The following is an 18315-nucleotide window of genomic DNA, read 5'->3' as shown; positions in this document are numbered from 1 at the left end:
TCCCTTCCTATGCCGTAGGCGTTAGGAAGGGACCCCTCCTTGCACCTGTCAGAGGACGAAGGCGTCGGTCCAGAGGGCGCCGGAGCGACCGGAGAGGGCGTCCAGCATCGCCACCGCCTGACCGTCGGTGAGCTGGGCGACGAAGTCCACGATGGCGCGGCCCCGCGCCTTGCCGAGCCGGTCCGGGGTACGCGGGTGCAGCTCCGCCTCGGCCAACTCGACCAGGTCGTGCAGCCGCCGGGGCAGGCGGGACTCCTCCTCCGGGTCGAGCAGCCACTCCAACAGCGCCTCGACCAGGGTGCCGAGCAGCCGGGCCTGACCCCGCTGGTGCAGTGCCAGGTCGGGGCGGGCCAGCACGAACCGGTGATGGACGAACTTGAGCACCTGCACCTCGTGCCACTGCGCCGGGGCCAGCAGCACGTGCCCGGAGCGCATGCCGGGCTGCTCGACCACGGTGATCGCGTCCACGAAACGGTCGGTCCACCGGGCGGAGAACCGGGCGACGTACTGTTCGGCCTCGATCGAGCCGTCGAAGGGCACCGCCAGCAGGCCCTCGACCAGTTCCTCCCGGACGTGTTCGACGGCCGCCGCGAAGGCGTCGTCGTCGGCGATCCAGGCGTCCTTGCGGTGCAGTTGGCGGCGCAGCCGCTCGATCGCCGAGCCGGGCCGGCGGGCCGAGGTCTGCAACGCCGCGTCGGTGATGGCCCGCAGGCTGCCGCCCTCCCGCTGCCAGGCCATCAGCTCGGCGGCGACCGCGCCCTGCTGGAGCACCCCGACGCGATAGAAGTCCTCCACGTCGTGGATGGCGTACGCGACGTCGTCGGCGGTGTCCATCACCGACGCCTCGACGGTCTGCTGCCAGTCGGCGATCCGACCGGCGAACGGCGCGCGGGCCTGCCGCAGGTCCTCCAGCTCGGTGCGGTACGCACCGAACTTGGCCGAACCGCTGTCCGGGTCGTCCGGGGGCGGGGTGGCGCCGCGCGGCGGCGGGTCCATCAGGCGCGGGTGCGGGTCCGGGTGGTCGAGTCGGGTCCACGGGTACTTCAGCATCGCCGCCCGGACCGCCGCGGTCAGGTCCAGACCGGTGGTGGCCGCGCCCCGGATCTCGGTCGAGGTGACGATCCGGTACGACTGGGCGTTGCCCTCGAAGCCGTCGGTGAGGCCGAGCCGGTGCCGGGCCAGCCGGTCCAGCACCCGTTCGCCCAGGTGCCCGAAGGGCGGGTGGCCGAGGTCGTGGGCGAGCGCGGCGGCCTCCACCACGTCCGGGTCGCAGCCGCCCAGCTTCTCCACCAGGTCACGCTGCCATCCGTCGGCGGTGAGGCGTTCGGCGATCGCGCGGGCCACCTGGGCGACCTTGAGGCTGTGCGTGAGCCGGTTGTGCACCAGCAGCCCGGACCCGCCGGGGCTGACCACCTGGGTGACGCCGCCCAGACGGGTGAAGAACGGCGAGCCGACGATGCGGTCCCGGTCCGCGCGGAACGGGCTGCTCGCGAGGTCGCCGAGGGTGCGCGCGCTGCCGCCGAAGAGACGTCGGGCGCGCGGCTCCACAGGTGGTTCCATGATCGCCACGGTAGCCCGGCAGAATGCACCACGGAACCCACACCAGAAGGCGGAGCCCATCGTGACCCTCTCAGTTGATCAGCGCATCGCCGAGGAGCTCGGCGTCGCCGAGCGCCAGGTACGCGCGGCCGTGGAGCTGCTCGACGGCGGCGCCACGGTGCCGTTCATCGCGCGGTACCGCAAGGAGGCCACCGGGCTGCTCGACGACACCCAGCTGCGGACGCTCGAGGAGCGCCTGCGCTACCTGCGGGAGCTGGACGAGCGGCGGGCGGCGGTGCTGGAGTCGATCCGCTCCCAGGGCAAGCTGGACGAGGCCCTGGAAGCGCAGATCATGGCGGCCGACTCGAAGTCCCGACTGGAGGACATCTACCTGCCGTACAAGCCCAAGCGGCGGACCCGGGCGCAGATCGCCCGCGAGGCGGGGCTGGAGCCGCTGGCCGACACGCTGCTCGGCGACCCGGCCCGGGACCCCCGGGAGACCGCCGCCGGCTACGTCGATGCGGACAAGGGGGTGGCCGACGCCGCCGCCGCGCTGGACGGGGCGCGGGCCATCCTGATCGAGCGGTTCGCCGAGGACGCCGACCTGATCGGCACGCTGCGCGAGCAGATGTGGTCGCGCGGCCGGCTGGTGGCCCGGGTACGCGAGGGGCAGGAGTCGGCCGGCGCGAAGTTCGCCGACTACTTCGACTTCGCCGAGCCGTACCCGAAGCTGCCCTCGCACCGCATCCTGGCCATGTTCCGGGGCGAGAAGGAGGGTGTGCTCGACCTGACCATGGACCCGGAGGCCGACGGCGACGCCGACACGGTCACCGGACCGACCCGGTACGAGGCGGCGATCGCCGGCCGGTTCGGGGTCACCGACCAGGGGCGGCCGGCGGATCGGTGGCTGGCCGACACGGTGCGCTGGGCGTGGCGTACCCGGATCCTCATCCACCTCGGCGCGGACCTGCGGATGCGGTTGTGGCAGGCGGCCGAGGAGGAGGCCGTCCGGGTCTTCGCCACCAACCTGCGCGACCTGCTGCTGGCCGCGCCGGCCGGGGCCCGGCCCACGATGGGTCTGGACCCGGGTCTGCGGACCGGGGTGAAGGTGGCGGTGGTGGACGCCACCGGCAAGGTGGTCGCCACCGACACGATCTATCCGCACGAGCCGCGCCGGCAGTGGGACGCCTCGATCGAGACGCTGGCCCGGCTCGCCACGGCGCACCGGGTGGAGCTGGTGGCGATCGGCAACGGTACGGCCAGCCGGGAGACCGACAAGCTCGCCGGTGACCTGATCAAGCGTTTCCCGCAGCTCGGGTTGACCAAGGTGATGGTCTCCGAGGCGGGTGCCTCGGTCTACTCCGCGTCCGCGTACGCGGCGCAGGAGCTGCCCGGGATGGACGTGTCGCTGCGTGGCGCGGTCTCCATCGCGCGCCGGTTGCAGGACCCGCTCGCCGAGCTGGTGAAGATCGACCCGAAGTCCATCGGCGTCGGGCAGTACCAGCACGACCTGTCGGAGGTGAAGCTCTCCCGTTCGCTGGACACGGTGGTGGAGGACTGCGTCAACGGCGTCGGGGTGGACGTGAACACCGCTTCCGCGCCGCTGCTGACCCGGGTCTCCGGGATCGGTGCCGGGCTGGCCGAGAACATCGTGCTGCACCGGGACGCCAACGGGCCGTTCCGCAGCCGCTCCGACCTGCGCAAGGTGCCCCGGCTCGGGCCGAAGGCGTTCGAGCAGTGCGCCGGCTTCCTGCGCATCCCCGACGGCGACGACCCGCTGGACTCCTCCAGCGTGCACCCCGAGGCGTACCCGGTGGTGCGCCGGATCCTGGCGACCACCGGGCAGGACCTGCGGACGCTGATCGGCCGGTCGGCGATCCTGCGCGGTCTGCGGGCCACCGACTTCGTCGACGAGACGTTCGGTCTGCCGACGGTCACCGACATCCTCGCCGAGTTGGAGAAGCCGGGGCGCGACCCGCGTCCGGAGTTCAGGACCGCCACCTTCGTCGAGGGCGTCGAGAAGATCGGTGACCTGACGCCGGGGATGGTGCTGGAGGGCGTGGTCACCAACGTGGCCGCCTTCGGCGCCTTCGTCGACGTCGGGGTGCACCAGGACGGTCTGGTGCACGTGTCGGCGATGTCGCGCACCTTCGTCAAGGACCCGCGCGAGGTGGTGAAGTCCGGCGACGTGGTGAAGGTCAAGGTGCTGGACGTGGACGTGCCGCGCAAGCGCATCTCGTTGACGCTGCGGCTGGACGACGACGCGGAGGCCGCCCGGGGCGGCACGCGCGAGCGCGGTGGTCGGGAGAACCCGGGCCGTCCGGAGAACCAGGCCGGTCGGGAGAACCGGGGCGGCCGGGACGGCGGCGGGCAGGGCAGTGGTGGCCAGGGTGGACGCGGCGGCGGTCGCGGTGACCGGGGTGGACAGCGTGGCGGGCCGCAGCAGCGGCAGGGCCGGGGTCCGGCCGGGCCGGCGAACGACGCGATGGCCGAGGCGTTGCGTCGGGCCGGACTGGCCTGAGCCCTCCCCCGGTGGGCGGCGTACGGTGAGCGCCATGGCGGGCGACGAGGACTGGCGGGAGCAGCGGCGGCGGGCGGTGCACGCGCACGCCGAGGCCGAGTCCCGGGCCCGGGCCGTGGAGCAGGCCGCGGCGGCGGAGCTGGTGCACCGCTTCGCCGCCGACGCGACCGCGCGCGGTCTGCGCCCGGAGCGGCTGCGGGTGACGTCGTACGACGGGCGGCACCGCTACCGCACCGGGCTGACCGGCTGGTACGTCGACCGGGGCCGCTCGCGGGCGGTGGACACCAGGGGGAACTTCTATCTGCTGACCGTGCCGAACAGTCTGCGTGCGCTGCTGTTCGGCACGGTCTGCCCGCCGGTCCCACCGCCGCTGGTGGTCGGCCGGGGTGGCCGGGACGGCGAGTCGCTGCCCCTGACGGAGCTGCTGGACCGACGCCTGGACGCCGGTGACGACTGGCCCTGACGCTCCTCGCCGCCGACCCTCTCAGCGTCGGTGGGTGTCGACCACCTCGGAGAGCGCCTGCTCCACCCGTTGCGCACCGGCGGAGACCGAGAAGACCCGCTCGTAGTGCTGCCGACCGGCCTGTCCGAGCAGGTCGAGCTTCTCCCGGCCCAGGTCGCAGAGTTCGCGCAGCGCGGCGGCGATCGAGTCGGGGTCGCCGGGCCGGGCGGTGATCCCGGCTCCGCTGTCGCGGGCCACGTCGGCGGCGTCGCCCTCGGCGGCCACCAGCAGCGCCCGTCCGGCGGCCAGGGTGGCCTGCACCTTGCTCGGCATCGTGTACGCCGACATGCCGCCCGGCCGCAGGCTCACGTAGTGCACGTCGCCGGTGGCCATCAGCGCGGGCATCCGCTCCCGGGGCAGTTGCCCGAGGAAACGCACGTGGGCCGCGCCCAGTTCCTCGGCCCGGCGACGCAGCCGTTCCTCGGTGGTGCCGGAGCCGGCGATCACGCAGACCAGCCGGGGGTCGGCCACCCGGGCGCAGGCGTCGACGAGCGAGTCCAGCCCCTGTGCCTCGCCGAGCGCACCGGCGTACACCAGGACCACCTGGTCGGGTCGCAGGCCCAGCTCCGCGCGCAGGTCACCGGCGCGGGGCCGGGGCGTCTCGTCGGCCCACATCGGGATGTGCCGCAGCTTCTCCCGGGGTACGCCACGACCGGCGAGCAGGTCCACGGCGCCGGGCGAGACGCAGGCGACGCGGGCGGCGCTGCGGTACATCGCGTCGCACCAGCCGGCCATGCCCCGCTCGACGGTCCGAGACAGCCGCCCGGTGCCGAGGAAGCCGCTGGCCACCACGCTGTCCGGCCAGAGGTCGAGGACGTGCAGCAGCACGGGCACCCGGTGCGCGTACCGGGCGAACCACATCGGGAGCGCGACGCTGATCGGCGAGTTGCCCACCCAGAGCGCGTCCAGCCCGCGCAGCACCGGCGTGCCGGAGGCCAGCGCGGAGACCGCGAAGGAGCCGTAGTTGGCCACCCGGCGCAGCGCGGAACGGTCGTGGCTCGGATAGAGCGCGACCCGCCGGATCCTGGTCGCGCCGACGGTCTCGTCCCGGCGGCGGGCCATCCGGTAGCCAGGGGCCAGCCGCCCGGTCGGGTAGTTGGGGAAGCCGGTGAGCACCTGCACCTCGTGCCCCCGGCCGGCGAGGGCGGTGGCGAGCATCCCGGGCAGTGCGGCCGGGCCGGGCTCCGGGTCGAACCATTGCGTGAGCAGGCCGATCCGCATGTGCCTCATCCCGTCTCCACCTGGGCCAGCGGGCGTACCGGCGGCGCGGCACCGTCGGTGCGCCACAGCGCGGTCAGCGACTCGCGCAGGTCGTACGCGGGCGCCCAGCCGAGCACCCGCCCGGCACGTGTGGTGTCCGCGCACATCCACGGCACGGTGGCGGAGCGCCCGGCGTCGGCGGCGAAGCCGCCGTCCCGGATGTCACCGGTGAACCCGGCCACCTCGGCCAGCAGGCGGACCACGTCGCGGACGGCCACCGCCCGGCCACTGCCGACGTTGACGACGCGGTCGGTCGTGGGCGCGCTGCGCGCCGCCGCCAGGACCGCCGACGCCACGTCCCGCACGTCGACGAAGTCGCGGTACGTGTCGTGCAGGCCCAGCGCGATCCCGTCGTCCCCGGCGGCGTGCGCCGACCTGATCAGCCCGGTGACCCGACCGAGCACGTTGCCTGCGGGGATGCCGGGTCCGACCGGGTTGAAGACCCGCAGCACGACCGTGTCGACCCGGCCGGCCGCACCGGCCAGTTCCGCCAGCCGGGTCGCGGTCAGGTGACTGAGCCCGTACTCGCTGACCGGCGCGCACGGGTGGTCCTCGGACACCGCGAGGCCGTACGGCACGGCACCGTACTCGGCGGCCGACCCGATCCGGACCAGCCGGGCCGCCGGTACGGCCTCGGCCATCGCCTCGACGAGCTTGGCGGTGGCCAGCACGTGCGCGCGCACGAAGTCGTACCCGGAGCCGACGATCCGGCCGGCGGCGGACACCACCACGTCGGGCCGTTCCCGGGCCAGCAGCGCGATCAGCGCCGGCAGCTCGATGCGGACCAGGTCGCAGGCCATCCGGTCGGGCGCCCGGACGTCGGCGTGCGCGGCGAGCAGGGCCCGGACGTGCCGCCCGAGGAACCCGCCGGCACCGAGCAGCAGGACCCGGTTCATCGGCGGTACGCGGGATCCGCCTCGGAGACCGACGACTGTGGTGGATTGCCGGTGAACTCGTGCCAGGTGGCCGCCCCCGGCGCGGAGATGCCCTGGCGGCTTGCCACCACCCAGACGGTGGCCAGCACGATCTTCAGGTCCAGCAGGAAGGAGCACCGGTCGACGTACTCGACGTCGTGGGCGAACTTGGCCTGCCACTCCAGCGCGTTGCGGCCACGGACCTGCGCGAGCCCGGTGATGCCGGGCCGTACGTCGTGCCGGCGGGCCTGCTCCGGGCTGTAGAGGTCGAGGTACTGCACCAGGTGCGGGCGGGGGCCGACGACGCTCATCTCGCCCCGCAGCACGTTCCAGAACTCCGGCAGTTCGTCCAGGCTGCTGGCCCGCAGCCAGCGGCCGACCCGGGTCAGGCGTTGCGCGTCGGTGACCAGCCCCCGGTCCGGGTCGGGGTGCCGCATGGTCCGGAACTTGACCATCTCGAACAGCTCGCCGTGCAGGCCGGGACGCTTGTGCCGGAACAGCACCGGCCGACCGTGGGCGATCAGCACCACGAGGGCCACCAGGGCCATCAACGGTGCGCCCAGGACCAGGACGAGGAGGGCGCCCACGACGTCGAGCAGCCGCTTCCACCGGTCGTAGGGTCGCCGGAGCGCCGGGTCCTCGGCGATTCCGCGCCGGTCGCTGGCCTCGCCGGGAGCCCCGGCACGCGTGTGCGTCGCATGGAGAGCAACTTTTGGCATGCGATACGCATATCATTCTCCACTGCACCGGATCGCGCTTTCACATTTTGTGGCGCGCGGTTCGGACCGTACGGTGGAATGAATGGCGCTCGCTTTGATCCACCCACTCCGGAAATCCGAACGAGACTCCTTTTCAAATTCGGTAAAGCCGACCCGGACCAGTTCGTGAATCGGTATGTTCGCCGGTGGATGCTGTCCCGACTCACCGCGGAACACTCGACAGGGAACAGGCAGGGCCAGATGTGATTTCCTCGCTTTCGGACAGGCGATTTCTGATTACCGGTGGCACCGGGTCATTCGGCCAGACGATGGTCTCCCGGCTGCTCGACGCCGGCGCCACCGAGGTACGGGTCCTCAGCCGCGACGAATCCAAGCAGGACGCGATGCGGCACCGTCTGCGCGACGACCGGGTCCGCTACTACGTGGGTGACGTCCGCGACTACGACAGTGTGCTCAAGGCTGCCCGGGGCATGGAGTTCGTCTTCCACGCCGCCGCCCTGAAGCAGGTCCCGTCCTGCGAGTTCTTTCCGCTGGAGGCGCTGCGCACGAACGTGCTCGGCAGCGCGAACGTGGTCGAGGCCTGCGAACGGGTCGGCGTCGAGACGCTGGTGCTGCTCAGCACCGACAAGGCCGTCTACCCGGTGAACGCGATGGGGATGACCAAGGCCCTGATGGAGAAGGTGGCCCAGGCGCACGCCCGGAACAACGCACAGGCCCGGACCCGGGTCTGCTGTGTGCGCTACGGCAACGTGATGTACTCGCGCGGCTCGGTCATCCCGCTGTTCATCGAGCAGATCCGCCGGGGCGCGCTGCCGACCGTCACCGAACCGTCGATGACCCGCTTCCTGATGTCGTTGGCGCAGTCGGTCGACCTGGTCGAGCACGCCTTCCGCCACGGACAGCCGGGCGACGTGTTCATCCGCAAGGCCGACGCCTGCACCATCGGCGACCTGGCCACCGCCCTGTGCAACCTGTTCGGGGTGCCCGCCAAGTTCGACGTGCTCGGCATCCGGCACGGGGAGAAGCTCTACGAGACCCTGGCCAGCCGGGAGGAACTCGCCCACGCCGAGGACCTGGGGGAATTCCTCCGGGTGCCGGTGGACAGCCGCGACCTGAACTACGCCCTCTATTTCGAGGAGGGCAACGTCGAGCGGGGCGCGCTGGCCGACTTCCACTCGCACAACGCCCGCCGGCTCTCCGTACCGGAGATCGAGGCGCTGTTGCGGACCCTGCCCGAGGTGCGGGCGCAGCTCGAGGCCGCGGCGGCCGCCGTCGTACCCGCATGACCGAGCGGCGCGGTGCCGACCCGGTCGCGGGCGGCGGCGCGACGGAACGGGTGCCCCGGCGGCGCGACCAGGCCGACGCCGCGTCGCGCCCGGCCACCCGGCGGGTACTCGTCGTCGGGGTGACCGGCATGCTCGGCCACGCTCTCCTGCGCGAGCTGAGCGAGGACCCCGACCTGGACGTGCACGGCCTGGCCCGGCGCGTCGACGACGACGCGGGGTGGTTCCCGGCGCACCTGCGCGACCGGATCACCACGGGTGTCGACGCCACCGGGTTCGCCGAGGTCCGCCGCTTCCTCGACCTGCTGCGGCCGGACGTGGTGATCAACTGCGTCGGCGTCATCAAGCAGCGGCCGGACGTGCAGGAGGCGGTGCCGACCGTCACGCTCAACGCGCTCCTGCCGCACCTGCTCGCCGACGCCTGCGCCGACCTCGGCGCCCGGCTGGTGCACGTCAGCACCGACTGTGTCTTCTCCGGTCGACGGGGTGGCTACGCCGAGAACGACCTGCCCGATCCGCCCGACCTGTACGGGCGGTCCAAGCTGCTCGGCGAGGCGACCGGGCCGTCCGCGCTCACCCTGCGCACGTCGATCGTCGGGCACGAGCTGGCCACCCACCGTTCCCTGGTGGACTGGTTCCTCGCCCAACGGGGCCAGGTACGCGGTTTCACCCGGGCCGTCTACACCGGCGTGACGACCGTCGAGTTCGCCCGGCTGCTGCGCACCGTGGTGCTGCCCCGCGAGGACCTGACCGGGCTCTACCACGTCGCGGCCGACCCGATCACCAAGCACGACCTGCTGCGGTTGGTCGCCGACGTGTACGGATGGCCGGGTGAGCTGGTGCCGGACGACGGGTTCGTCTGCGACCGCTCGATGCGGGCCGACGCGCTCGCCGGAGCCACCGGCTACCGGCCGCCGGACTGGCCGGAGATGGTCCGGGCCATGCACGCGGCCCGCACCCGCTGGACCGAGGCGTCGACGGACCGGCCCGGCATCCGGGTCTGACGGCGGACGAGGACGACCCGCCGGCCGCGTGGTGCGCGGGCCGGCCGCGAACCGAAGGACACCACGTGTTGAACCGTCTGGCCCAGTGGGGCGTCGTCGCGGGGGCGGCGGCACTCGTCGTGGTCACGACCCTCGTCGCGGTCGACGCCCCGCTGGTCGCGATCGGACTGACCCTGCTTCTCCTGCTGGTCGCCCTGGTCCGTCGGGTGGACGGCTGGCGGTGGTTGCTGGGTCTGACCACGGCGCTGCTGGTCTGCGCCTCGTCGGACCTCCCGGCCCTGGTCGAGCTGAGCTTCTATCCGCGCTACGCCGCGGTCGCCGCCCTGGTGGTGTGGGGGCTGTGCCGGCCGGTCCGGGCCCCGGTCCGGCTCGCGCCGTGGACCGGCGTCCTCGTCGTCGCGCTCTGGTCGGTCGCCGGGCTCGCCACGCTCAGCACCGTCTGGTCGGTGGTCCCGATGGAGACCTTCCAGCGTGGTGTGGCCCTGGTGCTGCTTGCCGCCCTGGTGCACGTACTGGTGCGCAGGCGGTGGTCCGCGCGCGGGGTGATGCTGGCCGACCTGCGGACGGTCTACCTGGTCCTCAGCGTCTCCGCCCTGGTCAGCCTCGGGTACGGGGTCAGCGGCGGCGTGCTGACCGCCGCGCTGTCCAGCAGCCAGCGGTTCCAGGGCATCTACAACAACCCGAACATGCTCGGGATCGTGTGCGCCCTGGCCATCCCGCTGGGCTGGGCGGTGTACCAGGAGTACCGCCGACCCGTCCTGCTGCTCGGCGTCCTGCCGGCCGGCGTCTGCCTGCTGCTGTCGCAGTCGCGGACCGCGATCGTCGCCGTGCTCGTCGGCGCCGCCTGGGTCCTGCTGCGGCACGGGCTCGGGCCGGTGGTCCGCACCGTCACGGCGCTGGCCGCGACACTGCTGGTGGCGCACCTGTTCAACCTGCTGCCGGTGATCTTCTCGGCGCCGTGGATGCAGCGGATCGTGCTGCGCTTCACCGATCCCGAGGGCGCCGACCTGTCCAACGGCCGCACCGAGATGTGGCAGGCCACCGTCGACCTGTGGTGGCAGAACCGGCCCACGCTGGGCTTCGGGTACGCGTCCCGCAACCACCTGTTCGAACTCGCCAGTTACGACGAGTTCTTCGGGGCGGGCGTCAGCGTGGTGCACAACAGCTACCTGCAACTGCTGCTGGAGCTGGGGCTCACCGCCGTCGTCCCGCTGGTGGCACTGCTGCTGGCCGCCGGGCGCGGCGCGCTGCGCGCACCGGTGCGCGGGGCCAACTCGGGCCTGGTCTGGCTCGTGGTCAGCGGGGTGATGGTGCAGTTGACCGAGTCGGCCATCTTCGGCACCGGGCAGCCGTACCCGTACGTGTTCTGGCTCGCCGTGGCCGCCCTGCTGCACCGGCCCACCGCCGACCCGGACGAGAAGGCCGGTGTCACCGAGGGCGTACGCACCCGGCCCGGCCGGCGGGCACCGGCCGGGCTGCCCGGCTGATCAGCGACGGCCCTCGGCGGTCAGGAACGCGGTGACCCGGGACTGCCAGGCCCGGTGGTCGAACGACTCACGGGCCCGGGACAGCGCGGCCCGGCTCATCGCCGTCCAGTCCTCGTCCCGCAGGCGAAGCGCCCGCTCGATCCCGCGACGCACGTCGTCCGGACCGTTCCCGTCGAGCACCAGACCCTCGACGCCGTCCCGCACGTACGCGGCCAGGTCGCTGGTGTGGTTGAGCAGCACCGGGCACCCGGCGGCGAGGCTCTCCGGCACCTTCGACGGGAAGCCGTGCGCGGCGTACCCGCCGGTGGGCCGGACCAGCATCGAGAAGTGCGCGCCGCCGAGCAGCGTCAACACGGTGTCGCGGGGCACCCGGCCGAGGAAGGTCACCTCGGCGGCGACCCGGTCCAGCAGCGCCGGGTCCAGGTCCGACCCGGTGGCGGCCTGCTCGCGGGTGATGCCCGCGATGGTCAGACTCACCCGCCGCTGGTCCGCCGGGGCGAGCCGGCTGATGCCGCGCACGATCACGTCGAGCATGTCCTTGCGACCCGGGGTGCCGGCGTAGAGCAGCCGTAGCCCGTCGGCCAGCGACGGTGTCCGGGGTGGCGCGAACTCGGCACAGTCCACCTGCGGCGGCACCACGAGCACGTCGAGGCCGTACGCGCCGAGGTGGTCGGCGAGTGCACCGGTCACCGCCGTGGCCCGGCGCACCAGCCGGGTGGTCAGGAAGGTGGACCAGCGGTGCCGCACGAAGTACGGGGTGAGCCAGCCGTGCGCGAACTGGTGCCGGTCGTGGCGTTCGCTGGCGTCCACCACCACCGGTGCGCGCAGCACGAGCCGCAGCACCGCCCAGTTGCCGAGCGTCATCATCGCCATCGGCAGCAGCACCACGCCGACGTCGTCGCGGTCGACACCCTCGCGACGCAGGGCACGCAGCACGCGTACCGGTCGGGCGAGGCGGGCCGCCATCCGGGTGAGCCGGTTGCCGCCCCGGACCCGCAGCGTGATCAGGTCGATGCCGGCGACGTCGCCGAAGGGGCCGGGGAAGGGGACCTCGCAGGGCCAGTCGTTCACCACCAGGGTCCGCTCCCCCTCCGGCGCGGCGCTGCGGGCGAGCTGCCGCAGGCGGTTGGAGGTGGCGTCGCCGTACGGGAAGGCGTACGCGCCGACGAGCAGTGGCCGGACCGGGCGTACCCGGGTGGTCGCCGGACGGCGTTGCTCCGGGCCGCGTACCAGGATCCTGTCGTTCATCTCGATCACCGTTCCGAGCCGGCGGTCTGCCGGCTCCGCTGCGCTGTCGGTTGTTCCTGAGGTCGATAGACGGCGAGGTGGGCGGCGAGTGCGGCGTCGATGGCGAAGACGCTGTCGGTGAAGCGCGCGGCGGCCGTCTGCGGTGTCGTCGTCGCGGTGTACGCGGCGGCGGTCCGCACCGCCTCGGCCCAGACTCCCGGCGGCGCGTCGGTGTCGACGACCGTCACGCCGGGCAGGTGCGCCTCGATGAACCGCACCCCGGGCAGGTCGGCCGCGACGGTGCCGACGCCCAGCGCGACGGGTTCCAGCACTCCCCCGGGCAGCCCTTCCAGGCAGGAGGGGTGCACCACCACGTCGGCCTGACGCAGCAGGTGACCCACGTCGTCCCGGGCACCGAGCAGGTGCACCCGGTCGGCGAGGCCGGCGGCGTGCGCCTCGGCGCGGAGCCGTGCGTCGTCGTCCGCGCCGTCGCCGGGACCGACCAGGACGGCGTGCGCCGGCACGCCCAGCGACCGCAGCTCGGCCAGGATCGGCGGCAGCAGCCAGCGCCGCTTCTCCGGCGAGGCACGCCCGACGCTGACGCAGACGAGGGCGCCCGGTTCGGCACCGACCAGCGTCCGCAGGTCGTCGCGGCCGGGTGCCCGCAGCCGGTCGAGGTCGAGGCCGTTGAGCACCACCCGGCAACGCCGGTCGTGCTGCCACCGCGGGTCGTAGCCGAAGGTGAGCGAACTGGGCGAGACGCCGAGGATGTCGGTGGCGCTGTGCCGCAGCAGGCGACCGCAGAGCCGCCGGTAGACGCGCCGCCGCAGGCTGCGGCGGACGTTGTCGTCGCCCCGGAAGTGCGCCACCCGGACGGGTACGCCGCAGAGCCGGGCCAGTGCCAGCGGTACGCCGGAGAAGTTGGCGCAGTCGACGTGCACCACGTCCGGACGCCACCGCCGCAGCAGCCCGACCAGGCGCGGGACGAAGTGCGCGTCCAGTGCGACCGGGGTGACCGTGCCGCCGTGCCGGGTGACCGTCTCGGCCAGCGGACCGGGGCCGATCCGGTCGCTGAGCGTCACCAGGTGCACCTCGACACCGGCGGCGGCCAGCCGGGGCAGCAGCTCGGCGGTGCGCATCTCCGTGCCGCCGAAGTTCAGTTCACCGACGATCCGCAGCACCCGGCACGGGCGGTCGGGTCGGCGCGTACCCGGCGTCGTCGGGTCATCCGGGAAGCTGGACACCTGCGGGCTCCTTCGCTCGTCGGGCCGGTCGACGGGGCCGGTCTCCGGCGAGCGCCCGCCGGTAGCCCACGAACACCGCCGGCCACATGGTCAGCACGTACGCGAGGCAGGCTGCGACCGGCAGGCCGACGAGCCCGAACTGCCGCAGTCCCCAGACCTTGAGCCCGGCCGCCAGCACCAGGAACGTCGCCCAGCCGACGAACTGCGGCCGGAGCAGGCCGACGCTGTTCTGCACCATGATCAACGGGGAGGTGACGGCGACCAGGAAGGACCAGGCGGCCAGCCCGGCCAGGAGCGCGACCGACACCGAGGCGCGGTCGATGTCGCTCACCCACAGCTCGACCAGCCGGGGGCCGACGCCGACCAGCGCACCGCCGACGACACCGACGACGACGCCGTAGAGGAGCACCATGCGCCGGGTGTTGCGGCGTACCCAGGCGACCTCGCCCCGGGCCAGGGCGGTGCCGTTGACCGGCCAGATCGTCATACCGACCAGCCCGACGAAGATCGACAGTACGCCGAAGAGCTTCCCGACCACCGCGTAGTGGGCCGCCACCACGGGCCCGAGCAGGTACGCGACGAGCGGGCTGTCCATGTTGAGCGCGATCGACGACATCGTGGTGAGCGCGAAGAACTGGAGGCCGAGCCGGAGCAGGCCGACGGCGGTGGCCCGGTCCACCAGGGCCGGACCGGGCCGCAGCGCGGGCTCCTGGAACCAGAAGTAGGCCACCGTGTTGAGCAGGTTGGTCAGCGGGACGGCCAGCACCGCGCAGCCGATCACCACCAGCGGACTCCATCCGGCGGCGATGGCGCCGAGCACCGCGCCCATCGCCACCAGCGCACCGGCCGACTGCCAGACGTTGCTCTGCACCACCTGGCCCCGGGCGTACTGGATCCGCTGGATCAGCGAGAGCGGGATGTTGACGGCGAAGGCCCCGAAGCAGAGCAGCACCATCGTGGTGGCGTCCGCGGCGACCCGGGCGTCGGTCACGCCGAAGAGCCCGGCCCATCCCACCGTGGGTACGACCACCACCAGCGCGACGACCAGCACCACGGCGACCGCGCCGAGGGTGGCGAAGGCACTGGAGATCTCCCGCGCCTGCGCCCGGACGTCGTGGACGTGGTGGCTCAGCCGGGTCAGCAGACCGTTGCCCAGCCCCAGGTCGGCGAACCAGGCCATGCCGGTCAGCGCGGTGACCGCCATCCAGAGGCCGTACCGCTGGTCGCCGAGGTAGCCGAAGCAGGCCGGGGTGACGACGAGCGGCGCGGCCAGGCCGATCCCCTTCGCCGCCATCGCGGTGGCGATGCCGACCGTGACGCGGCGGTCCCGGTCACCCGCCGCCGCCAGAGTCTCGACGGCGGGCGGTGTGTCGACGGCGGGCGGCGTCGTGGCGGGGTCGACCGGGACGCTCGGGGCGGTCGACCGCCCCGGTCCGGTCCGGCTCGCCGCCCGGTTCACCGGGTCCCGGCGGAAGCGACGTCGCGCCGCCCGGACATCCACTCGACGGTGGCGCGCAGGCCGTCGAGTCGGTCGACCGGGATCACGTCGGGGAACAGGTCCCGCAGGCGGGCGTCGTCGGCCAGGGAGTGCGGCACGTCGCCGGCGCGCGGTGCGGCGTACTCGCGGGCGATCGGCCGCCCGAGCAGGCCCTCCAGCTCGTCGACGACCTCCAGCAGGGTGGCTCGCGCCCCGAAGGCGAGGTTGACCGGGTGCGGGTGCTGCACCCGACGGCGCAGCGCGTCCAGGATGACCTGGCAGACCGTGCCGACGTAGGTGAAGTCGCGGGACTGGGTGCCGTCGCCGTGCACCACGACCGGCTCGCCGTGCAGGGCGGCGTACACGAAGCGCGGGATCACCGCCGCGTACGCGTGGTCGTGCCGCTGCCCGGGCCCGAACACGTTGAAGAACCGGAAGGCCAGCGTGGACAGGCCGTACGACGCCTGGTACGCCAACGCGTACGCCTCGGCGGAGAGCTTGCTCGCCGCGTAGGGGCTCATCGGGCGGGTCCAGGTCAGCTCCGCCTTGGGCAGCGCGGGATTCGTGCCGTACACCGACGACGAGGAGGCGACGACGACGTGTCCGACGTGGTGTCGGCGGGCCGCCTCCAGCACCATCAGCGTGCCGGTCGCGTTCGCGTGGTGGGAGGCCACCGGGTCCCGCAGGGAGCGGGGCACGCTCGGCAGGGCGGCCAGGTGGACCACCGCGTCCCGGCCCGCCATCGCCGTGTCCAGGGCGACCGGGTCCAGGATGGAGCCCTCGACCAGGTCGACGCCGAGTCCGTCCAGGTTGCCGGGGAGCCCGACGGAGAGGTCGTCGAGGACGGTCACCTCTTTGACGGCGGGATCCGCCAACGCGGCGCGGGCCAGATTGGATCCGATGAAACCGGCCCCGCCGGTGACCAGAATGCGCATGGACAAAACCCCCGAATGAATGTCGAAGCTATGTATATCCACTCATCTGGGTCAGCGTCCCGCGTTCGCGGAATTCCGTACTGCTGTCCGGGAGCCGACCGTGCGCCGCCGACCAGGGGATACGTGGCGCACAGTGACATCATCGGTACGCATCACGGCGGAGGTGCCGGCCATGGGAGAACTGATCGTCTACCGTTCCAACGCCCTGATGACCGTCCGGTCGCGATTCGACGCCACCCGGGACGTGCTGATGCCGGCGAACATCGCCTATCCCCTGGGCATGGTCGGCATGTGGCACTCCAGCCTGCCGCAGGTCACGCTCGTCCCGTCGACGGCGACCGACGCGCAGGTGTGGCCCTCCCCGTCGGCCGTGGGCACCCCGATCCACGACACCTCCGACGACAACTGCCCGATCAACACCGGCTGGTCGTACGTGGGCGGCAACCACGGGTACAACGTGGGCAACCAGATCGCCGTGACCAACCACGGCAAGACCACCGCCGACGTGGGTTCCCGGTGGACCGACGGCACCCGGGTGTTCACCCTGCTCGCCATCACCAACGCCAACAGCCTGCTCTTCGGCAACCCGTACGTGATCGTGGACGGCATCGCCCAGGGCGCGCGGGTCCGGCCGGCGGCACCCCTGACCCACCTTTCTGGCGCCACGAACCGCACCACCGTGCCGATCACCGGACTCACGCCGGACGTGCAGATCCGTCCGGCCACCCACACCCACGTGGTCAGTGTCGAACTCGACGGTCGGGCGCTGCCGGACGGTCGGCGTACCGGCCAGGAACTGCGGATCCGGGAGTCGTACCTGATCCCCTCCTACCAGGGGATGATCGACACCGCCCAGGCGAACATCGGCACGCCGATCGCCACGATCATGTCGCGGATCCCGTCGCTGTGCCGGATCGACAACCTGTACCGCTGGAGCACGGACGGGCTGCTGATCTCGCAGACGGTCACCGCGCTGAGCCGCTTCGCCCTGAACGCCGGGGTCACCCAGTGCTCCGCGCTGACCGTGCCGACCGGCGGCAGCCGCCGGCAGTTCATGGCGAACGTGGGGGTCGCCGGCTCACTCAACTGGTCGACCTGGGCGAAGCTCGACACCCTGACCGTCCTCACCGACATCACCCCGGCCACGCTGCGGGACCCGCTGACACCGGCCGCCAGCATGACCCAGTGGGTGGTGGACTCCGGTGGGGTGCAGAAGTGGGGCATCGCCGTCGGACTGCTGCCCTTCGACGACGGGCAGCCGGCGACGCGGGCCCGGCACACCACGGCGAAGTGCTGGTTCGTCAGCTCCAGTCTCAAGAAGAACTACCCGCAACTGGTGTGGGGACGGACGTTGGAGCCGAACGACTCGGTGACCGGCACGGCGTACCGTCGCTACCTGGCACCGCCCTCGACCGCCACCGAGATCGTCGTCTCCACCGGCACCCACGACGTGGTGGTGATCGAGCGGGTCGACCCGGCCGCCCAGACCCGGATGGCGGCGCCCGAACTGTTCCACCGGCGACTGGTCGCGGACGGTCCGACCAACCTCGCCGTGCCGGACCGGGTCGCCGTCGACGGCATCCCGTACTCGGTACCGGTCTCGCCCGGTTACGGCATGTGGCGCGCCCAGCCCGCACCGCCGGCACCACCGCAGGTGCCCGGCGTGACGCTCGGCGTCGGCAGCTACTTCCTGCCGCTGGCCGGTCCGACCCGGACCTGCACGTACACCGGCGCGTTCCAGCGACTCCTGCTGCACCCGGTTTACCTGGCCGAGCCGACGCCGGTCGACCGGGCCTGCGTCGAGGTGACCACAGCCGGCACCGGCGTGTTGCGCCACGGCGTGTACGCCCACGACCCGACGACCGGGCGGCCCGCGCTCCTCGGCCCGATCGCCGACTTCGGCACGCTGGCGGTGACCACCTCCGGGATCAAGGAGTCGGTGCTGAGCACGCCGGTCATGCTGCCCGGCGGCTGGCACTGGTACGCACTCGTCTGGCAGGGCACCGGCAGCACCGCGCCGACGCTGCTGGCCGAGGCGGCGGGCGAGACGGCGCTCAACATCGGCACCGACCGGACAGCGATGTCCGGCGACCGGTACGGCTACCAGGTGTCCGGCGTGACCGGCGTCCTGGGCGCGATCACGGTCGGCGGCGTACACCAGTTCCCGCCACCCCGCGTGGCCTACCGGCGGGCCTGACGGCCG

At 72.9% G+C, this 18315-nt stretch carries 14 protein-coding genes; 6 read left to right on the top strand and 8 right to left on the bottom strand.

The features are described from left to right. Nucleotides 1-48: 48 nt before the first annotated feature. Nucleotides 49-1560 (bottom strand): deoxyguanosinetriphosphate triphosphohydrolase family protein, encoded by a 1512-nt coding sequence (locus HUT12_RS10170; RefSeq protein ID WP_131052870.1) that lies wholly within the window; start codon nucleotides 1558-1560, stop codon nucleotides 49-51. On the opposite strand from HUT12_RS10170, the gene HUT12_RS10165 reads away from it, so the two are divergent. Both HUT12_RS10165 and HUT12_RS10160 read left to right on the top strand, forming a co-directional pair. Next, on the top strand, nucleotides 1559-4060 hold the full coding sequence (locus HUT12_RS10165; protein WP_176093220.1) for a Tex family protein: 2502 nt from the start codon (nucleotides 1559-1561) through the stop codon (nucleotides 4058-4060). The two genes, HUT12_RS10170 and HUT12_RS10165, sit on opposite strands and share 2 nt — an antisense overlap. A 34-nt stretch (nucleotides 4061-4094) precedes the next feature. After that, the gene (locus HUT12_RS10160) at nucleotides 4095-4523 is read left to right on the top strand and encodes a hypothetical protein (protein ID WP_176093219.1); all 429 of its coding nucleotides are present in this window, start codon (nucleotides 4095-4097) and stop codon (nucleotides 4521-4523) included. A 21-nt stretch (nucleotides 4524-4544) separates the two neighbouring features. On the opposite strand, the gene HUT12_RS10155 is transcribed toward HUT12_RS10160, so the two are convergent. Genes HUT12_RS10155 through HUT12_RS10145 form a run of 3 tightly spaced genes read right to left on the bottom strand, consistent with a single transcriptional unit; the run spans nucleotide 4545 to nucleotide 7455 of the window. Continuing rightward, nucleotides 4545-5792, bottom strand: a complete 1248-nt coding sequence (locus HUT12_RS10155; protein WP_176093218.1) for a glycosyltransferase family 4 protein — start codon at nucleotides 5790-5792, stop codon at nucleotides 4545-4547. Then, nucleotides 5789-6718, bottom strand: a complete 930-nt coding sequence (locus HUT12_RS10150; protein ID WP_176093217.1) for an NAD(P)-dependent oxidoreductase — start codon at nucleotides 6716-6718, stop codon at nucleotides 5789-5791. The genes HUT12_RS10155 and HUT12_RS10150 overlap by 4 nt, the downstream gene beginning before the upstream one ends. Beyond that, nucleotides 6715-7455, bottom strand: a complete 741-nt coding sequence (locus HUT12_RS10145; RefSeq protein WP_131056611.1) for a sugar transferase — start codon at nucleotides 7453-7455, stop codon at nucleotides 6715-6717. Before HUT12_RS10145 ends, HUT12_RS10150 begins: the two co-directional genes overlap by 4 nt. Before the next feature lie 185 nt (nucleotides 7456-7640). Here HUT12_RS10145 and HUT12_RS10140 point away from each other — a divergent pair, with 185 nt between their 5' ends. From HUT12_RS10140 to HUT12_RS10130, 3 genes are all read left to right on the top strand, one after another. Continuing rightward, nucleotides 7641-8741 carry a polysaccharide biosynthesis protein gene (locus HUT12_RS10140; RefSeq protein WP_357212620.1) on the top strand — a complete coding sequence of 367 codons (1101 nt, stop codon included), beginning with the start codon at nucleotides 7641-7643 and terminating at the stop codon, nucleotides 8739-8741. Next, a complete protein-coding gene (locus HUT12_RS10135) occupies nucleotides 8738-9742 on the top strand; it encodes an SDR family oxidoreductase (RefSeq protein WP_176093216.1) in 1005 nt (334 codons plus the stop codon). Before HUT12_RS10140 ends, HUT12_RS10135 begins: the two co-directional genes overlap by 4 nt. A gap of 65 nt (nucleotides 9743-9807) precedes the next feature. Continuing rightward, nucleotides 9808-11229, top strand: coding sequence for an O-antigen ligase (locus HUT12_RS10130; RefSeq protein ID WP_131052507.1), 1422 nt, complete (start codon nucleotides 9808-9810; stop codon nucleotides 11227-11229). On the opposite strand, the gene HUT12_RS10125 is transcribed toward HUT12_RS10130, so the two are convergent. Genes HUT12_RS10125 through HUT12_RS10110 form a run of 4 tightly spaced genes read right to left on the bottom strand, consistent with a single transcriptional unit; the run spans nucleotide 11230 to nucleotide 16112 of the window. Next, entirely contained in the window at nucleotides 11230-12477 is a 1248-nt protein-coding gene (locus HUT12_RS10125) for a glycosyltransferase (RefSeq protein ID WP_176093215.1), read from the bottom strand. A gap of 5 nt (nucleotides 12478-12482) precedes the next feature. Next, nucleotides 12483-13700 (bottom strand): glycosyltransferase, encoded by a 1218-nt coding sequence (locus tag HUT12_RS10120; RefSeq protein ID WP_176093214.1) that lies wholly within the window; start codon nucleotides 13698-13700, stop codon nucleotides 12483-12485. Then, nucleotides 13681-15159 carry a lipopolysaccharide biosynthesis protein gene (locus HUT12_RS10115; protein WP_176093213.1) on the bottom strand — a complete coding sequence of 493 codons (1479 nt, stop codon included), beginning with the start codon at nucleotides 15157-15159 and terminating at the stop codon, nucleotides 13681-13683. The genes HUT12_RS10120 and HUT12_RS10115 overlap by 20 nt, the downstream gene beginning before the upstream one ends. Continuing rightward, complete coding sequence (locus HUT12_RS10110; protein ID WP_131052503.1) at nucleotides 15156-16112, bottom strand: NAD-dependent epimerase/dehydratase family protein; 957 nt, start codon at nucleotides 16110-16112, stop codon at nucleotides 15156-15158. Before HUT12_RS10110 ends, HUT12_RS10115 begins: the two co-directional genes overlap by 4 nt. A gap of 172 nt (nucleotides 16113-16284) precedes the next feature. Between HUT12_RS10110 and HUT12_RS10105 the strand changes: the two genes are divergently transcribed. Continuing rightward, complete coding sequence (locus tag HUT12_RS10105; RefSeq protein WP_176093212.1) at nucleotides 16285-18309, top strand: hypothetical protein; 2025 nt, start codon at nucleotides 16285-16287, stop codon at nucleotides 18307-18309. The last annotated feature ends 6 nt before the right edge of the window (nucleotides 18310-18315 follow it).

The sequence above is a fragment of the Verrucosispora sp. NA02020 genome (genome assembly GCF_013364215.1).
Classification (GTDB): Bacteria; Actinomycetota; Actinomycetes; order Mycobacteriales; family Micromonosporaceae; genus Micromonospora.
The sequence above is the reverse complement of the archived record's forward strand: the minus strand, read 5'-3'. Positions and strand labels throughout refer to the sequence as shown.

Bases quoted from the DNA above. Each gene is read 5' to 3' on its own strand.
- HUT12_RS10165 (WP_176093220.1), top strand. From the start codon at position 1,559: ATGATCGCCACGGTAGCCCGGCAGAATGCACCACGGAACCCACACCAG.
- HUT12_RS10170 (WP_131052870.1), bottom strand. From the start codon at position 1,560: ATGGAACCACCTGTGGAGCCGCGCGCCCGACGTCTCTTCGGCGGCAGC.
- HUT12_RS10160 (WP_176093219.1), top strand. From the start codon at position 4,095: ATGGCGGGCGACGAGGACTGGCGGGAGCAGCGGCGGCGGGCGGTGCAC.
- HUT12_RS10155 (WP_176093218.1), bottom strand. From the start codon at position 5,792: ATGAGGCACATGCGGATCGGCCTGCTCACGCAATGGTTCGACCCGGAG.
- HUT12_RS10150 (WP_176093217.1), bottom strand. From the start codon at position 6,718: ATGAACCGGGTCCTGCTGCTCGGTGCCGGCGGGTTCCTCGGGCGGCAC.
- HUT12_RS10145 (WP_131056611.1), bottom strand. From the start codon at position 7,455: ATGCCAAAAGTTGCTCTCCATGCGACGCACACGCGTGCCGGGGCTCCC.
- HUT12_RS10135 (WP_176093216.1), top strand. From the start codon at position 8,738: ATGACCGAGCGGCGCGGTGCCGACCCGGTCGCGGGCGGCGGCGCGACG.
- HUT12_RS10125 (WP_176093215.1), bottom strand. From the start codon at position 12,477: ATGAACGACAGGATCCTGGTACGCGGCCCGGAGCAACGCCGTCCGGCG.
- HUT12_RS10110 (WP_131052503.1), bottom strand. From the start codon at position 16,112: ATGCGCATTCTGGTCACCGGCGGGGCCGGTTTCATCGGATCCAATCTG.
- HUT12_RS10105 (WP_176093212.1), top strand. From the start codon at position 16,285: ATGGGAGAACTGATCGTCTACCGTTCCAACGCCCTGATGACCGTCCGG.